The following is a 20,146-nucleotide window of genomic DNA, read 5'->3' on the forward strand; positions in this document are numbered from 1 at the left end:
TCATGACGCGCGAGCTCGCGGCGGAGCCCACCGCCACCGTGTTCCCCCTCTCGCCCGGCCAGCTCGGATTCTGGTACGCGCAGCAGCTGGATCCGAGCGTGCCGCTCTCGGAGGCCCAGTACGTGGAGATGCGCGGGCCGCTGCGGTTGGCGGCGCTGCGTAGCGCGGTCATGACGGCGGCGCGCGAATTCGGTTCGGGCGTCCTGCGATTGGTGGAGATCGAGGGGGAGCCCTACCAGGTGGTGGACCCGAGTCTGGAGGCGGCGGTCGGGTTCCTCGACTTCTCCGGTCGGCCGGATCCCTTTGCCGCGGCGTTGGAGTGGATGCGCGCCGAGGTGGCCGAACCCATCGATCTGCTCGGTGATCGGGCCGGGGTGTCGGTGGTGCTTCGGCTCGGGGCGGGCCATCACCTGTGGTACTCGCGGGTGCATCACATACTGATCGACGGATTCGGTTCGGCGACCATGCTCTACCGGGTCGCGGAGCTCTACAACGCGGCGGTGCGCGGTGAGCCCGCCGCGCCCGCGACGGCGGCGTCGCTGCTCGAGGTGTACGAAGCCGAAGTGGCGTACCGGAATTCGAGCCGCTTCCAGAGCGATCAGCGGTATTGGCGCGACATCGTGGCCGGTATGCCGCGGCGGTGTTCGCTGGTGTCGGCCACCGCACCGGCCTGTGCGTTGGCGCGGGAACAGCGCAGCGAACTGGGGGCGGAGGACGCCGTACGGTTGGAGCGCGCCGCGCGCCGGTTCGAAACCAGTTCCGCCACAGTGATCATGGCGGCGCTGGCGCTGTACTACGCGCGCATGACCGCCATGGACGAGGTGGTCTTGAATCTGCCCGTCTCCGGGCGCACCACCGCCATGCTGCGCCGCTCCGGCGGCATGATCGCGAATGTGGTGCCGCTGCGGGTGCGCGTGCCGCGTGACGGCTCGGTCGGCGCGGTGCTCGAGGAGTTGCGGGTCGCGGCGTCGGGAGCGTTGCGGCACCAGCGATTCCGCTATGAGGACATGCGCGAGGAGACCGACGACCAGCCCGAGTTCGGGCGCGGATTCGCCGGGCCGGTCATCAACATCATGCTCTTCCCGAACCCCATCGATTTCGACGGCCTCGAGGTGGGGCTCGACGTCGTCACCTCGGGCCCGATCGACGACCTGTTCGTCAACTTCTACCAGCACGGGGTCGACGCGCCGATCCACGTGGATTTCGCCGCGAATCCCCGCCTCTACGAAGAGGATTCGTTGGGTCGGCACCACCGGAGGTTCATGACGCTGCTGGATTCACTGCTCGACGCCGACAAGGGCACGCCGGTCGCTGAACTGGCGTATCGGACCGCCGAGGACGACGTGGTCCTCGGCGGGGCGTTCGGTGCCGAACCGTCCGCGCCCCGGTTGTTGCCGGATATCCTGCGGGACGGGCTGAATCGCGCCGGACGTGACGCGATCGCGGTGGTGTCGCGGGACCGTGAGGTCGGCTATGGCGAACTCGACGCTCTGTCGGATCGGCTGGCGCACAGACTGCTCGAGGCAGGGCGAGCGATCGGCTCTGCCGTAGAACCGGAATCGGCTGTGCTGCTGGCGTTACCGCGTTCGGTGGCCATGGTGGCCGCGATCTGGGGCGTGGCCAAAACCGGCGCGGCCTTCGTGCCCCTGGGGACGGCGCTACCCGCGGAGCGTGTCGAGCGCATCGCGGGGGAGTGCGGCGCGCGGATAGGGCTCACCATCGCGGGAAACGCTGCGGCCCTGCCGGATACGGTGACCTGGCTGGAGCTCGACGAGCATTCGGGTGAAGTTGTCGCACTGCGGCGGATGCCAGGTCAGATGGAGCCAGTGCTCTCTGATGGGCATCAGGTGCCCGGCCATCCTGTGGCCCCCGCCCCGCTAGCGCCTGCGCGCCTGAACAACCCGGCGTACATCGTGTTCACCTCCGGCTCCACGGGTGTGCCCAAGGGTGTGGTGGTGACACATCGCGGTCTGGCCGGTCTGGCGGCGGCCATTGTGGACGCCTATCACACGACGCCAGGTTCGCGCGTATTGCAATGTCTCAACCCGAGTTTCGACGCCGCGATCCTGGAGTGGTTGCAGGCCTTCGCGGCGGGGGCGACGCTGGTGGTGGCCGATGCCGATCCGGTGATCGGACCGGAAATGGCCCGCATCGTCCGCGAATACGCTGTGACGCAAGTCTGTTCGACACCCGCCGTGCTGGCGACCCTGGAACCCGACGCGCTCGACGGCCTGCGGGCAGTCTCCACCGGCGGTGAGCCGTGCCCGCCGGAGTTGGTGGCGCGCTTCGGTCCTGGTCGGCGGCTGCTGAACTCTTACGGCCCCAGTGAGACCACGGTGGCGGTGACCTACACCCGACCTCTGCTGCCCGGCGTGCACGCGGGCATCGGAGATCCCGTGCCAGGTGCCGGAATGCTCGTCCTCGACAGGTTCCTGCGCCCCGTGCCGGTCGGCGCGGTCGGCGAATTGTATGTAGTCGGCTCCGGCGTGGCACGCGGCTACGTCGGTCGCCCCGGCCTGACCGCGCAACGGTTCGTGGCCGCGCCGAACGGCGCGCGGATGTACCGCACCGGTGATCTGGTGCGCTGGACCGTGGTGCGGCCGGTCGCCGCTACGGAGACGCAGAGCGAATTCGGTTCCGCCACCGATGGTTCCGTGGTGCTGGAGTACGTGGGCCGCGGTGACTTTCAGGTGAAGCTGCGAGGAATGCGGGTCGAGCTGGGGGAGATCGACGCCGTGCTGTGCGGGCATCCGGGTGTCGAGATCGCGGTGACGGTGGCGCGCGCTGGCGGGGCGGGCACGACATTGGCGGCCTACGTGGTGCCGGTGGCGGGGACTCGCCTCGGAGAGCCGGAGCTGTTGGAGCACGCGGCACGGCGATTGCCGCCGTATATGGTGCCCGCGACCGTGACCGTGTTGGGGGCCTTGCCGCTCACCGGCAACGGGAAGGTGGATCGCGCGGCACTGCCGGAACCGGTTGTAGCGCAGCCGGTTCGCCAGAGAGAGGCCGCCACGGAAGCGGAGCGGCTCCTGTGTGGGCTGTTCGGCGAGGTTCTCGGCATCGCACAGGTCGGTCCGGAGACCTCCTTCTTCGCGCTCGGCGGGGATTCCATCATGGCCATCAGCCTGGTGTCGCGAGCCAGGGCCGCGGGCTTGGTGTTCTCGGCGCGCGATGTTTTCGAGCAGCGGACACCGGCCGCGCTGGCGGCCGTCGCGAAGAGTGAATCGGCTGGCCCGCAACGGCTTCCGGAGCTGCCCGGCGGCGGTATCGGGCGGATGCCGCTCACCGCCATCGCCGCCTGGCTGCTCGCCCGCCCGGGGTGGGAGCGTTTCGCGCAATCCATGGTGGTGCGGCTGCCCGTCGGCATCGAACCCGAGTCGCTGACCCGCACCATTCAGGGCCTCCTGGATCGCCACGACATGCTGCGCGCCCGTGTGGTGGACGGCCCGCTGCTCGAGGTTCCGCTGCCGCACACCGTAGACGCCGCGGACCTGCTCGTTCGAATCCCCTGTGCCAGCCCGGATGAGGCGGTCGATCGTGAACTCACCTCGGCGGTCGACCGCCTCGCTCCGCGCGCTGACCGAATGCTCGCCCTGACCTGGCTCGATCCGGGAGCGACCGATTCGGGGCGGCTGCTCATAGTCGCCCACCATCTGGCCTGTGACGCCATCTCCTGGCGGATTCTGCTGCCCGATCTCCTGTCCGCCTGGTCGCAGACCTGCACCGGGCACACCGCGTCCTTGCCGGAGGTCGGGACGAGCATGCGCACGTGGGCGCATGCTCTCCAGAACCTCGTCGCCACAGCCGATTTCGGTGCGCGCTTCGGCGACGCGAAGTACTGGCGCGAGACACTAGCGCCCGATCCGGTACTGGGACAGCGCCGACTCGATCCGGAAATCGACACCCGGGCAACCGCGGAGTCTCTCGAGGTCGAGCTGCCGGACGCCGTCACCGCGGAGCTGCTGGAGCGCGTCGCCGAGGTCTACCGGTGCGGCGTCGAAGAGGCGCTGCTCGCCGGACTGATGCTCGCGCTCGGCCGATGGCGTTCCCGCCGTGGTGTTTCCGATAGCGAGACCGTGGTGACCGTGGAGCGGCACGGTCGTGACGACGGCGTGGTGCCCGGCGCGGATCTGTCGCGCACCGTCGGATGGTTCACCCAGCAGGTGCCGGTGCGGCTCGGACCGGTGGCGGAATCCGTTGCGTCGGCGGTCAAAACGGTGAAGGAACAGCTGCGGGCCGTGCCAGCCGGTGGCGCTGGATACGGTCTGCTGCGGTACTTGGGACCGGATGAGACGTTCGGGGGAGTGCTGGACCCGCAAATCGGATTCAACTATCTCGGCCAGATTCCGGGTGCGGCCGTGGAGGCGGACTGGATGCCGGTGGGTATGGCGGACCGCCTCGGCGGCCACGCCGACTCGACTATGCCACTGCCCGCCGTAGTGTCGATCGACGCCGCCGCCATGGTCACCGAGCGCGGCACGCGCGTGCACGCCATCTGGCAGTACGCCGCCCACGCCATCGACCGCGTCACCGTGGACGAGATCGCCCGGGAATGGGTTTCGGCCGTCACCGAGATCGCCGAGGGACTGCGCGCGCCTGATGCGGGCGGATTCACACCGAGCGACCTGCCGCTCATCACCACCACGCAGGCCGAGATCGACACCTGGGAAACACGTTTCGGCCGCCTCGACGACATTCTCCCGCTCACCCCGCTCCAGCGTGGCCTGCTGTTCCAGGCGCAGCTGACGCCGGGCGGGCTGGACGGGTACTCGGTGCAGGCGGTGATCGATATCGAGGCCGACCTGGAGGTCGACCGGTTGGCCGCGGCGGCCACCACGTTGGTGCGCCGCCACCCGGCCCTGCGCGCGGCCTTCGTCCAGAATGCCGATACCGCTGTACAACTGATAATTTCGGAGGTCGAGGTCCCCTTCACCTTCGTGGAGGCGCAGGGTGCGAGCGCGGCCGAACTCGACGATCTGGCCGTGCGGCAACTGCGCACACCCTTCGAGGTCGATCGCGCCCCGTTGATTCGATTCGCCTGTATCGCGGTGGGCGAGAACCGTTTCCGCCTGGTCATCACGAATCACCATCTGATCCTCGACGGTTGGTCCATGCCGCTGCTCTTCGGAGAGCTCGTCGCATTCTACGAAACCGGCGGCCAGGACACCGGATTCGCGGAGCCCGCGCCCTTGCGCAGATACCTGGAGTGGCTGTCCGAGCGCGACCGCGAGACCGCGCGCACGGCCTGGGCGAAGGCCCTCGCCGGTCTGGACGGCCCGACCATGGCCGCACCCGGAGCGCCCCGGGCCGACCAACCCGCCGCCCCGGTCTCCCACGAGGTGACGCTTCCCGACGGCTTCGCCGACAAGCTGCGCCACGCCGCGGCGGCCCGCGAGGTCACCGTGAACACCATGGTCCAGGTGGCGTGGTCGCTGCTGCTGGCCGAACTGACCGGCGGTACCGATATCGTGTTCGGCGCAACGGTTTCCGGCCGACCACCCGACCTGCCCGAGGCCGACCGCATGATCGGCATGCTGGTCAATACCGTCCCCGTCCGCATCGCCCTGCGTCCGGCCGAGCCGATCGCCGACCTGCTCTCCCGCGTCCAGACGGAACAGAGCGCACTCGCCGAGCACCACACCCTCGGGCTGGACGAGATCCAGGCGCTCGCGGGCCTGGGACCGCTGTTCGACACCGCCACCGTGTACGAGTCCTACCCGGTGGACGCGGAAGCTCTCAGCGCGGCCACCCGCCAAGCCCGACTGCACGTCACGGGCGTGCGCGGATACGACGGCACGCACTACCCCCTCGCCCTCGCCACCTATGCCGGTGACGGCCTGCGCCTGGTGCTCAGCCGCTCGCCACGGTATTTCGATGCGGCACAGGCGGAATCGCTGACGACCCGCCTGGCACGCATCCTGACCGCCCTGGCGAGCGACGACAACCCCCGCACGGCCCAGGTGCGCGGCATCGAGCCCGATGCGACCAGCACGGGCTGGTTCGGACCCGCCAGCCGCCGCACGCGTCTACTGCCAGAACTGCTCACCGCCGTGGGCACCCGCCACGCCATCGCCGTCACCACGGCGACCGCGCCCGCCACGGCCCTGAGCTACGCTGAACTCGACGAACTGTCGAACCGGCTCGCGCGCTTACTGATTCGCGCGGGTGCTGGCCCCGAGCGCACCATCCTGCTCGCTCTGCCGCGCTCGGTGGACTACCTGATCGCGCTGTGGGCGATCGCCAAGACCGGCGCGGCCTTCGTGCCCGTCGACACCGCTCAACCGGTGGCCCGCCTGGCGACCATCGCCGCCGAATGCGGTGCGACGCTGGGAATCAGCGCAAACCACACGTGTTTCGCAGCCGACTCCACCACACACCGTGATGCCGCCACCGCCCTGGTTCCGGTGGCGGGAACCACCAACTCCGATACCGCCTTCGGCACCGGTGTGGACGCGAGCGACGCGCAGCGTGCCGGGACGACGAATCCCGCACTGCCGGACACGGTGTCGTGGTTGTTGCTGGACGACGAACGCACTGCCGTCGATACGGCCGCCATGTCCGGAAGCGCCCTGAGCGACGCCGACCGGATCGCGCCATTGCGCCCCGACCATGCGGCGTACGTGGTCTTCACCTCCGGCTCCACCGGCACCCCCAAGGGTGTCGTGGTCACCCATGCCGGGCTCTCGAATCTGGCCGCCGCCACCGCATCCCGTACAGGGATAACCGGTGACGCCCGGGTGCTGCACTCCCTGAATCCGAGCTTCGATGCCGCGATCCTGGTGTGGCTGGGCGCATTCGCGGCCGGTGCCACCCTCGTCGTCGCGCCCCCGCAGGCCAGCGCCGGTACGGAACTCGCGGCCGCCATAGAAGCGGGTGCACCGACCCATATCGTCGCGACCCCAACGGTTCTCGCCACTCTGACCGCCGACCAACTGCGCGGTGTGGAGGTCGCCGTGATCGGCGGTGAGCCCTGCCCGCCTGCGGTCATCACCCGGCTGGGCGCGGACCGCCTGCTGATGAACTCCTACGGCCCCGCCGAGACAACGGTCGCGGTCACCTTCGGCGACCCCATGACGCCGGAGACCACCAGCGTGCTCGGCGCACCGGTTCCGGGCGCATCGCTCCTGGTCCTGGACCGATGGCTGCGACCCGTCCCGGTCGGCGCGGTAGGAGAACTCTATGTGCGCGGCCCCGGCCTCGCCCGCGGATACGCCGGTCGCACAGCCCTTTCCGCCGCCCGCTTCATCGCCGACCCCTTCGCCGCGGGACGACGCATGTACCGCACCGGCGACCTGGTCCGTCGCACCGCACCCGAAACGCTGGAATATCTGGGACGCAGCGATTCCCAGGTGAAGATTCGCGGAATCCGCGTCGAGCCGGGCGAAGTCGACGCCGCACTGCTCACCCACCCGCAGATCGAATCCGCGGTCACGATCGCGCGCCGCAACCGCGCCGGTGCCACGGCGCTGTGCTCGTATATCACCGCGGGCAGCGCATCCCCGACGAGGTCGCTGTCGATTGCCGACGTGGCGGGGTGGCTGTCGGACCGGTTGCCGCGCTATCTCGTGCCCGCCAGCATCACCGTGCTCAGCGACCTGCCGCGTACCCGAACCGGCAAGGTCGACGTGCGCGCGCTGCCGGAACCCGAGACGCTGCACGCGGATTACGTCACACCGACCGGAACCGAGGTCGTCATTGCGGAGGTGTTCGCGGAGGTCCTGCGCATCGATCGGGTCGGTGCCCGCGACGACTTCTTCACGCTCGGTGGGGATTCCCTCATCGCCACCCGAGTGGCGGCTCGATTGAGTGCGGCCCTGCACACCACCGTGCCGGTGCGCGTCCTGTTCGAAGCCCCGACGGTGGCCGACCTGGCTCGACGGTTGGATACCGCCGCCACCACGGCATCTCGCCCCGCTCTCGCCCGCGCCGACCGGCCCGATCGCATCCCGCTCTCGCCCGCGCAGCAGCGCATGTGGTTCGTCAACCGCTACGACCCGACCTCGCCCGCCTACAACATCCCTGTCGCACTGCGCCTTTCGGGCGCACTCGACCGCACCGCGTTGCGTGCTGCCTTCCACGATGTGCTCGAGCGCCACGAATCCCTGCGCACCATCTACCCGGATGTCGACGGCACCGGCGTACAGCGCGTCCTGCATACGGAATCGGTCTTCCTGGACTTCGACCCCATCCCGCTCACTCCGGACCGCCTGCCCGAGGCCGTCACCCAGACCGTCGGCACCGGCTTCGATGTCACCGCGGCAGTTCCCCTGCGGGTCAGGCTGTTCCGCGTCGAGTCGGATCAGCACGTCCTCGTGGTCGTGGCACACCACATCGCCCTGGACGGCTTCTCCATGGCCCCGCTGGTGCGGGATATGGCGGCCGCCTACGCCGCCCGCGCCGCCGGTGCCGCACCCGAATGGCAGCCACTGCCGGTGCAGTACGCGGACTACGCGCTGTGGCAGCACGCGCGGCTCGGGTCGGCCGAGGACGCGAATTCCCTTCTCAGCCAGCAGCTTCGGTTCTGGACAAAGAACCTCGCCGACGCCCCGGATCAGCTGGACCTGCCGACCGACCATCCCCGGCCCGCACGTGCCACCCATCGCGCGGCAGAGGTCACCGGTCGCCTGAACGCCGACCTGGTCGCCGCTCTCGACCGCTGCGCCCGCGAACACAAGGCGACACCGTTCATGGTCGTGCACGCCGCCATGGCGGTCCTGCTGGCTCGGCTCAGCGGTTCCGGAGACGTCCTGATCGGCACCCCGATCGCCGGTCGCGGCGAAGCCGAACTCGACGACCTGGTGGGCATGTTCGTCAATACCCTGGTGTTGCGCAGCGACATTCGCGCCGCCGAGAGCTTCGGCGAACTCCTGGACCGAGTCCGCCGCACCGACCTGGACGCCTTCGGCCACGCCGACCTCCCGTTCGAACGCCTGGTGGAGGAACTCGCCCCGGCCCGCTCGGCGGCCCGCCACCCGATTGTGCAGGCCATGCTGGTCTTCCAGAACCTCACCCATCCGGAATTCACCCTGCCGAACCTCACGGTGGCACCGCTGGACCTGCCCCAGACCACGAGCCGGTTCGACCTGAGCCTCACTGTCTCCGGCGACGCCGACGGAATGGAACTGCGCTGCGCCTACGCCACGGACCTGTTCGATCAGGCCACTGTGACGGCGCTCCTGACACGAATGGTCAACCTGCTCAAGGCCGTAACCGCCGACCCCACGATGCCGGTCGGCGATATCGACCTGCGCACCGAGGACGAACGCGCCCGCACCGAGCACACCCGCCCCGCCGCCGCGCCGCGTCTGCTCGCCGACCTGATGGCGGACGCCGTAGCCGCGAACCCGGACGGTCTCGCGGTGATCTGCGGTGACCGGCGGCTCACGTATCGCGAACTCGACGCCCGCGCCGACCGGCTCGCGCAGCTGTTGATCCGAGCCGGTGCCGGACCGGAAACCCTGGTGGCCACGGGCATTCCACGCTCCATCGAGTCGGTGCTCGCGGTATGGGCGATCACCCGCACCGGCGCGGCCTACGTCCCCGTGGACCCGGCCTACCCACCCGAGCGCATTGCCCGGATCGTCGAGGTCTCGGGAGTCACGCTCGGGCTCACGGTCACCGAACACCGTGACCGGCTGCCGAATTCGGTTCGATGGTGGAGCCTGGACGACCCGGATGCCCTCCGGTACTGCGAGGAGCTGGCCGGGCCCGCGCTGCCCGCACGTCCGGACAATCCCGCCTACGTCATCTTCACGTCGGGGTCGACCGGTGCCCCGAAGGGCGTCGTCGTGACCCACTCCGGTTTGGCCAATCTCGCGGTGGCGCAGCGAGACCGAGATGGCATCACCGAGGCGTCGCGGGTCCTGCACGTCGCGTCCCCGAGTTTCGATGCCTCGGTGTGCGAGCTCGTCATGGCGATCAGCGCGGCCGCCTGCCTGGTGGTGGCACCGCCGACCGTCTTCGCCGGACCGGACCTGGCAGACCTGCTCACCCGCGAACGGGTCACGCACATCGCCCTCACCCCCTCGGCGCTAGGGACGGTCGATCCCAGCGGCCTCGACGACCTGCGCACGATCATCACCGGCGGCGAACCGTGCCCGCCCGAACTCGTCACCGCCTGGGCCGCGCCGAATCGCCTGCACTTCAACGACTATGGCCCGACCGAGACCACGGTGTGGGCGACGGGCAGTGAGCCGCTGCGGCCGAACGAACCGATCACCATCGGCGCACCCGCCCCGGGCGTACGGGCACAGGTGCTCGACGAACGCCTGCTCCCGGTGCCCGATGGCGTCGTCGGCGAGCTGTATCTCGCCGGAATCGCTCTGGCCCGAGGCTATTTCGGACAAGGTGACCTCACCGCGAGTCGCTTCGTTGCCGACCCGTACGGTGACGCCGGACAGCGCATGTACCGCACCGGCGACCTGGTCCGCCGCCGCGGCGCGAACCTGGAGTACCTGGGCCGCACCGACCATCAGGTGAAACTGCGCGGACTGCGGATCGAACTCGGCGACGTGGAATCGGCACTCACCGCCGACGAGGCGGTGGCGCGCGCCGTCGCCGTCATTCGCGACGACGACCGCGGCGGCAGCATGCTCGCCGCCTACGTCGTCCCCGTCGCGGGCGCGGACCCACGCCCGGTCGAGCTGAAGAAGGCTGTGGCGCAACGTCTGCCGTCCTACATGGTGCCGTCGGCCATCGCGGTGCTGAATGTCCTGCCGCGCACCGCCAATGGCAAACTCGACCTGGCCGCCCTGCCCGCGCCCCAGGCCATCACCACCGAACGCCGCGCCCCCGAAACACTCGCGCAGCGGGCGGTAGCCGACGCCTTCGCCGAGGTCCTCGACCTCGACCAGGTCTGGCTCGACGACGACTTCTTCGCGCTCGGCGGCAATTCCCTCATCGCCACCCGGGTGGTGGCCCGACTCGACGCCGCCCTCGACACCGCCATCGCGGTGCGTGCGGTGTTCGACGCCCCGACCGTCGCGGACCTGGCTCAGCTCATCACCTCCGGTAGCGACTCCGGCCGCCCCCGCCTCGGCCCGCGTCCGCGACCCGCACGCATCCCGCTGTCGGCCGCGCAGCAGCGCATGTGGTTCCTCAACCGCTACGACCCGGGCTCGCCCGCCTACAACATTCCGGGAGCGTTCGAAATCGACGGGACGCTGGATATCACGGCATTGCGCACCGCCGTCGGCGATGTGGTGGCCAGACACGAAACCCTCCGCACCGTGTACCCGCCCGGGCCGGACGGGCTGCCGTACCAGCACATCCGCACGCCGGAGGAGGCCGAGGTACCGGTCCGCGAACTCCACCTCGACAGCGCGGAAGAAGTATCCGACGGAGATGTCGCGGCCGCGCTGGCGACCGAACTGTCGCGCGGTTTCGACCTCACGCGCGAAACCCCGTTGCGGATATGGGTATTGCGCCTGTCGCCACGGCGCACCATCCTCGCCATGGTCGTGCACCATATAGCCGCAGACGGCTGGTCCATGGCACCGCTGGCACGAGATCTGCTGGGCGCGTTCATGTCCCGCTCGATGGGCGCCGCGCCGCAGTGGACGCCACTGCCCCTGCATTACGCCGACTACGCCCTGTGGCAGCGCGAACTCCTCGGCGACGACGCCGACGAATCGAGCCTCGCCCACCGCCAGTTGGAGTTCTGGCGCACCACACTCGACGGCCTCCCGGAACTGCACTCCCTGCCCACCGATCGGCCCCGCCCGCAGGTCCCCTCGGGCGCCGGTGACCGTATCGCCTTCACCATCCCCGCCGCCGTGCACGACCGCCTGCAACTTCTCGCCCGCTCGCACGGCGCGAGCCCGTTCATGGTGGCGCACACCGCTCTCGCGCTGCTACTGGCCCGGCTGTCGAACGCCACCGATATCGCGGTCGGTTCGGTGGTGGCCGGTCGGGGAGAGGGTGAACTCGACGACCTCGTCGGCATGTTCGTCAATACCGTGGTGCTGCGCTCGCATATCGATCCCGCCGTCACCTTCGCCACCGCGCTCGCCGACACCCGCCGAACCGACCTGGCCGCCTACGGCAATCTCGACCTGCCCTTCGAGAAGCTCGTCGAAGCCCTCGCCCCCACTCGCGACACCTCTCACCATCCGCTGTTCCAGGTGCTACTGGCGTTCCAGAACCTGCCTTTGGAGGCAACAACGCTGCCCGACATGACGATTCGCCCCCTGGAGACGGCCGCGCCCGGAGCGAAGTTCGACCTCGAATGGATGCTGGCCGAACAATTCGGCCTGGCGGGCGAACCGGCCGGAATCACCGGTTCACTCATCTTCGCCACCGACCTGTTCGACCGTCACACCGCACAAGCCATGGCGGACAGCTTCCTTCGGCTCCTCGACACCGCCACGGCCGCCCCCGACACCACCGTCGCGGACCTCACCGACTGGAGCGCCGCCACCGCACCGACCGGAACCCCCACGGTGCGTGGACATCTCGAACCCGCGCCGCGCCGCGCCTACCGCGCACCCCGCACCGACCTCGAACGCGCCATCGCCGCCGCCTTCGAATCCGTCCTCGACACCACCCGGGTCGGCGTGGACGACAACTTCTTCGACCTCGGCGGCAACTCCATGGCGGTGGTGCGACTGGCCGAACAGCTGCGCGAGCGTATCGACCGCACCGTGCCGTTGCAGTGGATGTTCATCGACCCCACCCCCGCCGCACTCGCGCGCCGAATCACCGAGGGCGACAGCGAATCCGGAATCGACCCGGCCCTGCGCGTCCTGCTGCCGCTGCGGCCCGCGGGTGAACGACCGCCGCTGTTCTGTATCCACCCGGCCATCGGATTGGCCTGGTGCTACACGGGATTGGTGCAGCACATCGACCCGTCGCGCCCGGTGTACGGCCTTCAGTCACCCGGTATCGGCACCGGCGGCACGCCCGATCGAACGGTGCGCGATCTCGCCGCCCGCTATGCCGACGAGATCCAACGGGTACAGCCGCACGGCCCCTACCACGTCCTCGGCTATTCGGCGGGCGGCCCACTGGCCCACGCCACCGCCGTGGCACTGCGCCGCCGCGGTGAAGCGGTCCCCGCGCTGATCATCATGGACGGCCGCGCCGACATCGAATTCACCGACGACCAGATCCCACCCCCGGAAATGCTGCTCGCCGAGTTCGGCGGTATCGACATCCCGGCCGGGGAAGGCGAACTGACGCCGCAACGCGCCGCGGAACTGCTGCGATCGGTCACCGGCGCGGCGAGCGGCTTCTCCGCCGCCGACCTCGAGAACCTCTACAGCGATATGGGGCACCTCATGCGCCAGATCGCCGACCACCGCTCTGAAGTGTTCGACGGCGACCTGCTGTTCTTCGGCGCCGAGGGCGGGCCGCCGGAACCCAATGTCGCCACCTGGATTCCGTACATCGACGGCGAAATCCACGACCACCATGTGGAATTCACGCACAACCAGCTCGTCGGACCGCAGGCGCTGCGACTCATCGGCCCGAGGATCGACGCGTACCTGTCGACCTACTCGTCCTCGTCCTCTTGATAGGTGAACGATTCGAGGTACTCCAGATCCGCGCCGATGGCGTGCAGGCTGAACGACTCGTACGGTGAGCTCGCCCGCCCCGAGCGAAAACAGGTATCCAGCGGTTGCCGAAAGCCGAACTCGCGCAACAGCTCGACGGCCAACTCGGCGGCGAACTCGCTGCGATCCGGCGGCAGCGGGCGCACCCACCGCCACTGCCCGCCCACCATCGGGACGAAACCGCGCGCGGTCAGCCAGGTTCGGTCGACGGTCGAACCGTCCACGTAGACGCGCGTCTCCGCGATCCGCTGTTCCAACTGCACGATGCGCGGGTCCTCCCAATGCGTACAGCCATACGGGGCCAAGCTGATTCGCACCGTATCCGGCTCATCGTCCAACGGGCCCGGAGCCCCGACACCGAGATAGCGCATACCCAGATACACATCGCGCAACGTCGCGGCGAGACCCTCGGTCATCTCCTCCCAGGTGCGCGCGAACGCCGTGAACCAGCTACCCGGGAACTCCTCGCGCACCGCCGAGGTACCGCCCAACCAGGAATACGGCGCATTCGCCACCGTGAGGTCGCCGGGCTCGCAGACGCGCGCGAACCACTCCTGGCAGGCGCGCGGATCGGTGGCGAGGGCGGTCACCGCCGCCCGCGCGTCCAGCTTCAACAGTCGAAATACGCTGTCGCCCTGCCATAGCGCGAAAACACCGTCCGCACCGCCGTACAGCGACACCGGACCCCATTCGCGGACAGTGAGCGCGAGGTACTCCCGAAACTCCTCGGGCGCAACGGGTCCCGGGTGCACGGGCACCTCCACCCGCGTGACCTCGGCATTGTCGTGACGCAGCGCCCCGAAATCGGTCCGGGCCAGCGCCGCCAGCGCGGCGCGCAACCGTTCGTCGGTGGTGATGTCGGCCATGGGTCTCTCCTCGTATGCGCCGCAAACTTACAGCGCGCACGGCCGCCGCGCCTGTTCTACCGGACCGATCCGCGCGTGGGCCGCGTCACCGCGGCCGCGCCCGATACCGACGGCGTGTCGGCCGCCGGGGCGCAGCGACGGCCCAGCACATCGAGGCGTCGGGACCAGCGGAGGCATTCTTGCCGCGATAGCGACGAAACTTTCGGACCCACCCTCCGCTTGGGGAAGAATGGGGCCGACGACAGATCGCGTGGGAAGCAGGTTCGGCAGTGTCGAAGAACGAGAAGCGGCTGCTCGGGGCCGCCGCGGTAGGACTGGGTGCGCTGGGCGCGGGAGAGTTGATCGCGGCGAGCCGGGGTGGGTCACTTCTCGACGAGGTCGGCCGCCTGGCCGTCGACTACGCGCCGCTGACGGTGGTCGAGGAGACGGTGGCGCGGGCGGGCCGCCACGACAAGGAGGTCACCCGCTACGGGTCGCTCGCGGGTGCCGTCGCGGCGGCGGCCGGGCTCTCCACCCTGCCGCAGCGCCTGCGCACGCCCGCCGCGCTGGCCCTGGGCGCCGGAGCCGGTGCGCTGTCGGCGCGACAGGCGAACCAGTCCCCGGCCGCGCTGGTCGGCAGTGCGGCGGCCGCCGGACTACTCGCCCGCGGGCTGCGACGGCCACCGACCGGATTCGCGGGCCGATTCCTGTGGGCCGCCGCGGGCGCCGGATTCCTCGCGGGGGCCGAGACGCTGCTGCGCCGCGCCGACCGCGAGCATCGCGAACGCGTCCGTCGCGTCGGCCCCATGGGGGCGCACCAGCCGATTCCCGACGACGGCTTCGGTCTCGAGCAGGGCCTCTCTCCGCTCATCACCCCCGCCACGAAATTCTATGTGGCGGATGTGAATTCGCGACCGCCCCGCATCGACCCGCGGCAGTGGCGGCTGGCCATCACCGGCAAGGTCGCGCACGCGCTGCGGCTGTCGCTGCCCGAATTGGCCGAGCAGGCCGAGGAATTCGACGCCGTCATGGTGTGCGTGCACAACACCGCGGGCTCCGGGCGCGCCGGTAACGCGCGCTGGCTCGGCGTCCCGCTGACCAAACTCTTCGACCACGCGCTGCCCGAATCCGGTGCCACCCGCCTGGTCACCCGCGCCAGCGACGGCTACACCATCTCCCTGCCGCTGGAGCCGCTGCGCACCGGCGAATGGCCCGGATACCTGGTCATCGGCATGAACGGGGAACCGCTGTCGCCCGAACACGGCTTCCCGGCCCGCGTTTTCGTACCGGGCATCTACGGGCAATACACCGGCGCGAAATGGCTCACCGAACTGGAACTCGCCGACGACAGCCACGTCGACTACTGGATCAAGCGCGGGTGGCCGCAGGAGCCGCTGTGGGTGCGCCCGCAAGCCCGCATCGACGTCGCCGCCACCGGCAGCCCGGGCTCGGGCAAATGCACCGTCGCCGGTGTCGCCTGGGCCCCGCCGCACGGCGTCGCCGGGGTGGAGATCCGCATCGACGAAACCGACTGGATCCCAGTCGAACTGGGTGCGGAGCTGGCCCCCGCCGCATGGCGGCGCTGGCGCACCATCATCGACCTGCCGCCCGGCTCGCACACCATCGCCGCCCGCGTCACCAGCCGGTCCGGCGAGGTACAGGACGCGCAGACCCGGCCGCCGTACCCGCTCGGACCGGGCGGGTTGCACACGGTCACCGTCGACGCGTGAGGGCATGGTCGCGCACGGCCGCCACCCGCCTCACAACCGGGGGTCGTTGACCAAGCGGAAGTCGTGCAGATCGTCCCGCCCACCGGCCGCGGTGAAATAGCGGCCGGGCAACTCGTTGGGGGGCATATCGCACGCGCGGGCGATGACCGAGGCGGGCAGGCGCAACAGATCTCGGCCCAGATGCCATGGGGTGACGAGGCGTGCTTCGTCACCGAAGAGCAGAACACACCGCACCGGGACGCGGCCATCGGGCAGCAGGGCACGATCGGCCGTGTGCCGCCACTGCGTGAGGGTGTCGAACAACCCAGTGAGGTCGAGGCTTTCGCGCGCCCCCTCGAGCGCCGCGGCATAGTCGCGATCGAACCGCTCGATATCGCCCGCGTCCAGACAGGCGCGAATCGCCGCCGGACTGGCATGCGCGGGTAGCGGGAAACCGTGCTCGAACTTGGCGTAACCATGCTCGGCTGTCATGAAACCCACGCTAGACGGAAGTCGAGGGGTCTTGCGTGGAATCGGTACGGAACGGTCCGCTTCGACTCGCCGAGCCCGCCGCCGTGATGAGCCCGCCGCCCTGCTCGTCAGAAGCGCCCGCCCCTGCTGATCCGCCGCGATCCGGACGAACCGCCGAAGGATCCGGGGCCGTAGCTTCCGCCGCCGAAACCGCCTCCACCTCGGCGGTATTCGGTGCCCATGCCGCGCAGCACGCTGTTGATGAGGATTCCGCCCAGTACCGCGCCTGTTTGTGAGTTGCCGGACGAGTGGCTGGCCTGCCAGGTTCGCACATCCGCTTGAGCGGTGTGCAGCGCTCGGGTGCCCAATTCCGCTGCCCGTTGCGCGGATTGGAGCGCCTGGGCCGGGTCGGTGGTGGCGAATCGTTGGGCGTCGTCGAGATGGCGCTGGGCCTCGGCGAGGCGGGTGCGGGGCTCGGCGTCCACGCCGCCGCGGCGGGTGCTGATGAAATCGGCGGCGGCATTGATACTGCCGCGCGCGGCGGTGATCGTCTGGTCGAGGCGGCGCGCGAGCTCCTCGGCGGCGAGTTTGCGGTCGGTGGCCGCGGCGATGGCGCGGTCGAGGGTGGTATCGGCCGCGACCGCCTGCTGGAACGCGCCCAGCGGATTGCTGTCGCCGCCGGTCGTCGCCTGGTCGAGCGCGGTGCGCGCCCCCGCCAGCGCCGTCGGCAGCTCCGATCCGCCATGCGTCGCAAGGGTTTCGGCGGTGGCGATATCGCGTCGCAACTCGTCGACGATCCCGGGCAGCCCGGCGCGCGCGTCGGCGATATCGGTGGCCGCCGTATCCACCGCGTCGAGCAGGGTCTTCGCCGCGTCCACCGCGGATTCCGCCGCGCGAATCGCCGCCACCGCCGGGCCCTGCTGCCCGACCGGCCGCGCCACCGCCGCGCGCCCCTCCTCGATACCGCGCTCCGCGAAGGCGATTCGCTCCCGCGCCATGCGCACATTGTCGCGAACCGGGGCGAGCACCGACGCCGGTTGCTCACGCACCAATCCGTCGAGAGTGGCCTCCGAGCGCGGCGTCCGCGCCGTCAGCTCCACCAGGTCGCGCGTCAAACCATCCAGCCGCGCACCGGCATTGATGAGCAGATCGCGCATGGCGTCGAATTCGCCCACCTTGGCGTCGAGTTCGCGGTCGGCGCGCCCACAGGTGCTGATCAGCTCCACCAGCATGCCGCGCCGCTGGTCGGGCGACTCCGGAATATCGTCGTCGAGCTGCTGCCGGATCGAGAAGGCCTTGGCCAGAGCGGTTTTCGCGGCATCCAACGCGGCGGCGAACGGTGCGGTGGTGGTCGCCCCGAATTCGTCGGTGGCCAGGCGCAATTCCTCGGCGCTGGTGCGAATCGCGTTGTCGGTGTCGACCAGCAACTCCTTGGACCTGGCGTCGAGGGTCGGCAGCGGCAGCGCCGCGAGCGCGGCGGTATCGGTGGGGTCGAGCGCCCGAACCCGATCCAGCTCGGCGCGTGTACGTCTGGCGTGCCGGGTCTTCGACCAGAACCACAGCCCCAGCACCAGCAGCGCCACGAGTGCCGCGAGCACGAGAACCGTCCACACGCTGACACCGCCGGACTCACCCATGGCATCCGAGAGCCCGTGCGCCGCCGCCACTCCGGCCCCGGCCCAATCGCCCGCGCGCAGACGCGGCTCCACCTGGTCGACGAGTACCGCGTCCAGCTCGCCGTCGGTCACCGAACTCGGCATCGCCCCGGTGAACGCGTAGGCCCGATCGTCCACGGCGATCGACAGCAGCACGTCGCGATCCCCGAAGCTCGACGCCGAGGCGGTGCGCTCACCCCACTCGTTCGGCTCCAGCCCCGCGAAATTCCGAACATAGACGACCCACAGCCGTTCGCGTTCGCTCTCGTAGAGCGAGTCCACCGCCGCCTGCAACTCGGCTTCCTGCCCGGCGTCGAGCACCCCGGCGGTATCGGTGACGTAGCCGGGCAACCGCAGGGGCTGCTCGGCGCGGGCCTGCGCGGAATGTCCGGCGAGCATCGCGCACGCCAGCAGCAGCCCGGTCACCAGAAGGGTCAGCGGCTTCGGTAGCGCCATGGGTCCGAATCTATCCGCAGACAAGGGGTGCGTGAGTTTTCTTCCGTGCACCCGTGTCGGCGGCGATGACTACCATCGGCTACGTGATCACGATCGATTCGCCCTATACGGGCCACGTCGGCCCGGAAACCAATCCGCAACAGCGCGAGGTCCCGGGCGCACGCATCGTGAAGATGTCGGTGGGGCAGATGGACAACAACGCCTACCTGGTGCAGTGCGCGACGACCGGTGCGACCCTGCTCATCGACGCGGCCAACGAGGCGCAGCGGCTACTCGAGCTCATCGCCCAGGAGGCGGACGGGCGAATCGAGCTGATCGTCACCACCCATCAACACCCCGACCACTGGTGGGCGCTGAAAGATGTGGTGAACGCCACCGGCGCCCCCACCGCCGCCCACGAACTCGACGCGCCGCCGCTACCCGTCCAGCCCGACCGCCTGCTCGCCGAGGGCGAGGCGGTGCGCATCGGCGAACTCGACCTCGAGGTCATCCACCTGCGCGGCCACACGCCCGGCTCGGTGGCGCTCGCCCTCACCGACGGCGCGGGTCGCACCCACCTGTTCACCGGCGATTCCTTGTTCCCCGGTGGAGTAGGGAAGACGCACAGCCCGCAGGACTTCACCTCGCTGCTCGCCGACGTGGAGTCGAAACTGTTCGCCCGCTTCCCCGACGACACCGTCGTCTACCCGGGCCACGGCGACGACACCACCCTCGGTATCGAGCGCCCGGCCCTGCCCGAGTGGCGGCGACGCGGTTGGTGAAGACCCGACAGCGCGGCTACCCCGACCAGACCTGGATGGCAGCCGACAAAGCACCCGAGCGGCGCACACACGGCGTATGGCGCTGGACCGCGCGCCTGCTCATCGGCGCGGTCCTGGCCGGACTCGTGGTGGTGGGCGGCACCGCCGTGCGCGTCTGGCAGGTGGCGCGTATCACCGACTACTCGAAGGCCGACGCCATCGTGGTGCTCGGCGCCGCCCAATACGACGGCACTCCCTCCACGGTCTTCGAGGCGCGACTGGACCAGGCGTACAACCTCTTCCAGAAGGGCGTGGCGCCGCTCGTCGTCACCGTCGGCGGAAAACAGATGGGCGACAACTACACCGAGGCCGCCTCGGGCAAGAACTACCTGAAATCCCGCGGCATACCGGCCGATCGCATCCTCGCCGTCGAGACCGGTTCGGACACGCTGAAAAGCGTGGAGGCCGTCGCCCAGGCGCTCCAGGCCCGCGGCAAGACCTCCACGGTGCTGGTCAGCGACCCCTGGCATTCGCTACGCACCCGCACCATGGCCCGCGACGCCGGACTCGAGGCGTGGACCGCTCCCACCCGCACCGGCCCGGCCGTCTACACGCGGGAATCCCAGGCGCACGGCATCTTCCGTGAGACCTTCGCGCTGCTCTGGTACCGGATCTCGCACTACTCGGCCGATTTCGCGTACACGGCGGAGCAGTAGA

Annotated in this window: 7 protein-coding genes; 4 read left to right on the forward strand and 3 right to left on the reverse strand. The window is 69.9% G+C overall.

Annotated elements, in window-relative coordinates; translation table 11 throughout:
- Positions 1 to 2: 2 nt before the first annotated feature.
- The gene (locus tag ACIBH2_RS19745) at positions 3 to 13,514 is read left to right on the forward strand and encodes an amino acid adenylation domain-containing protein (RefSeq protein WP_397119325.1); all 13,512 of its coding nucleotides are present in this window, start codon (positions 3 to 5) and stop codon (positions 13,512 to 13,514) included.
- Here ACIBH2_RS19745 and ACIBH2_RS19750 read toward each other — a convergent pair.
- The gene (locus tag ACIBH2_RS19750; protein ID WP_397119327.1) at positions 13,493 to 14,419 is read right to left on the reverse strand and encodes a hypothetical protein; all 927 of its coding nucleotides are present in this window, start codon (positions 14,417 to 14,419) and stop codon (positions 13,493 to 13,495) included. The genes ACIBH2_RS19745 and ACIBH2_RS19750 overlap by 22 nt on opposite strands.
- Positions 14,420 to 14,688: 269 nt before the next feature.
- Here ACIBH2_RS19750 and ACIBH2_RS19755 point away from each other — a divergent pair, with 269 nt between their 5' ends.
- Entirely contained in the window at positions 14,689 to 16,128 is a 1,440-nt protein-coding gene (locus ACIBH2_RS19755; RefSeq protein WP_397119329.1) for a molybdopterin-dependent oxidoreductase, read from the forward strand.
- Positions 16,129 to 16,158: 30 nt separating this feature from the next.
- On the opposite strand, the gene ACIBH2_RS19760 is transcribed toward ACIBH2_RS19755, so the two are convergent.
- Positions 16,159 to 16,599 (reverse strand): DUF6247 family protein, encoded by a 441-nt coding sequence (locus ACIBH2_RS19760; RefSeq protein WP_397119331.1) that lies wholly within the window; start codon positions 16,597 to 16,599, stop codon positions 16,159 to 16,161.
- A gap of 107 nt (positions 16,600 to 16,706) precedes the next feature.
- On the reverse strand, positions 16,707 to 18,689 hold the full coding sequence (locus tag ACIBH2_RS19765; RefSeq protein ID WP_397119333.1) for a TPM domain-containing protein: 1,983 nt from the start codon (positions 18,687 to 18,689) through the stop codon (positions 16,707 to 16,709).
- A 65-nt stretch (positions 18,690 to 18,754) separates the two neighbouring features.
- On the opposite strand from ACIBH2_RS19765, the gene ACIBH2_RS19770 reads away from it, so the two are divergent.
- The gene (locus ACIBH2_RS19770) at positions 18,755 to 19,450 is read left to right on the forward strand and encodes an MBL fold metallo-hydrolase (protein WP_397119335.1); all 696 of its coding nucleotides are present in this window, start codon (positions 18,755 to 18,757) and stop codon (positions 19,448 to 19,450) included.
- Between the two features lie 35 nt (positions 19,451 to 19,485).
- Positions 19,486 to 20,145, forward strand: a complete 660-nt coding sequence (locus tag ACIBH2_RS19775; RefSeq protein ID WP_397120907.1) for a YdcF family protein — start codon at positions 19,486 to 19,488, stop codon at positions 20,143 to 20,145.
- Position 20,146 lies beyond the last annotated feature (1 nt).

The organism is Nocardia sp. NPDC050406, from assembly GCF_044459025.1.
In the GTDB taxonomy this organism is placed as follows: Bacteria; Actinomycetota; Actinomycetes; order Mycobacteriales; family Mycobacteriaceae; genus Nocardia.

Excerpts from the sequence above, each read along its gene's own strand:
- ACIBH2_RS19770 (WP_397119335.1), top strand. The coding sequence starts at position 18,755 with ATGACTACCATCGGCTACGTGATCACGATCGATTCGCCCTATACGGGC.
- ACIBH2_RS19775 (WP_397120907.1), top strand. The coding sequence starts at position 19,486 with ATGGCAGCCGACAAAGCACCCGAGCGGCGCACACACGGCGTATGGCGC.
- ACIBH2_RS19750 (WP_397119327.1), bottom strand. The coding sequence starts at position 14,419 with ATGGCCGACATCACCACCGACGAACGGTTGCGCGCCGCGCTGGCGGCG.
- ACIBH2_RS19760 (WP_397119331.1), bottom strand. The coding sequence starts at position 16,599 with ATGACAGCCGAGCATGGTTACGCCAAGTTCGAGCACGGTTTCCCGCTA.
- ACIBH2_RS19745 (WP_397119325.1), top strand. The coding sequence starts at position 3 with ATGACGCGCGAGCTCGCGGCGGAGCCCACCGCCACCGTGTTCCCCCTC.
- ACIBH2_RS19765 (WP_397119333.1), bottom strand. The coding sequence starts at position 18,689 with ATGGCGCTACCGAAGCCGCTGACCCTTCTGGTGACCGGGCTGCTGCTG.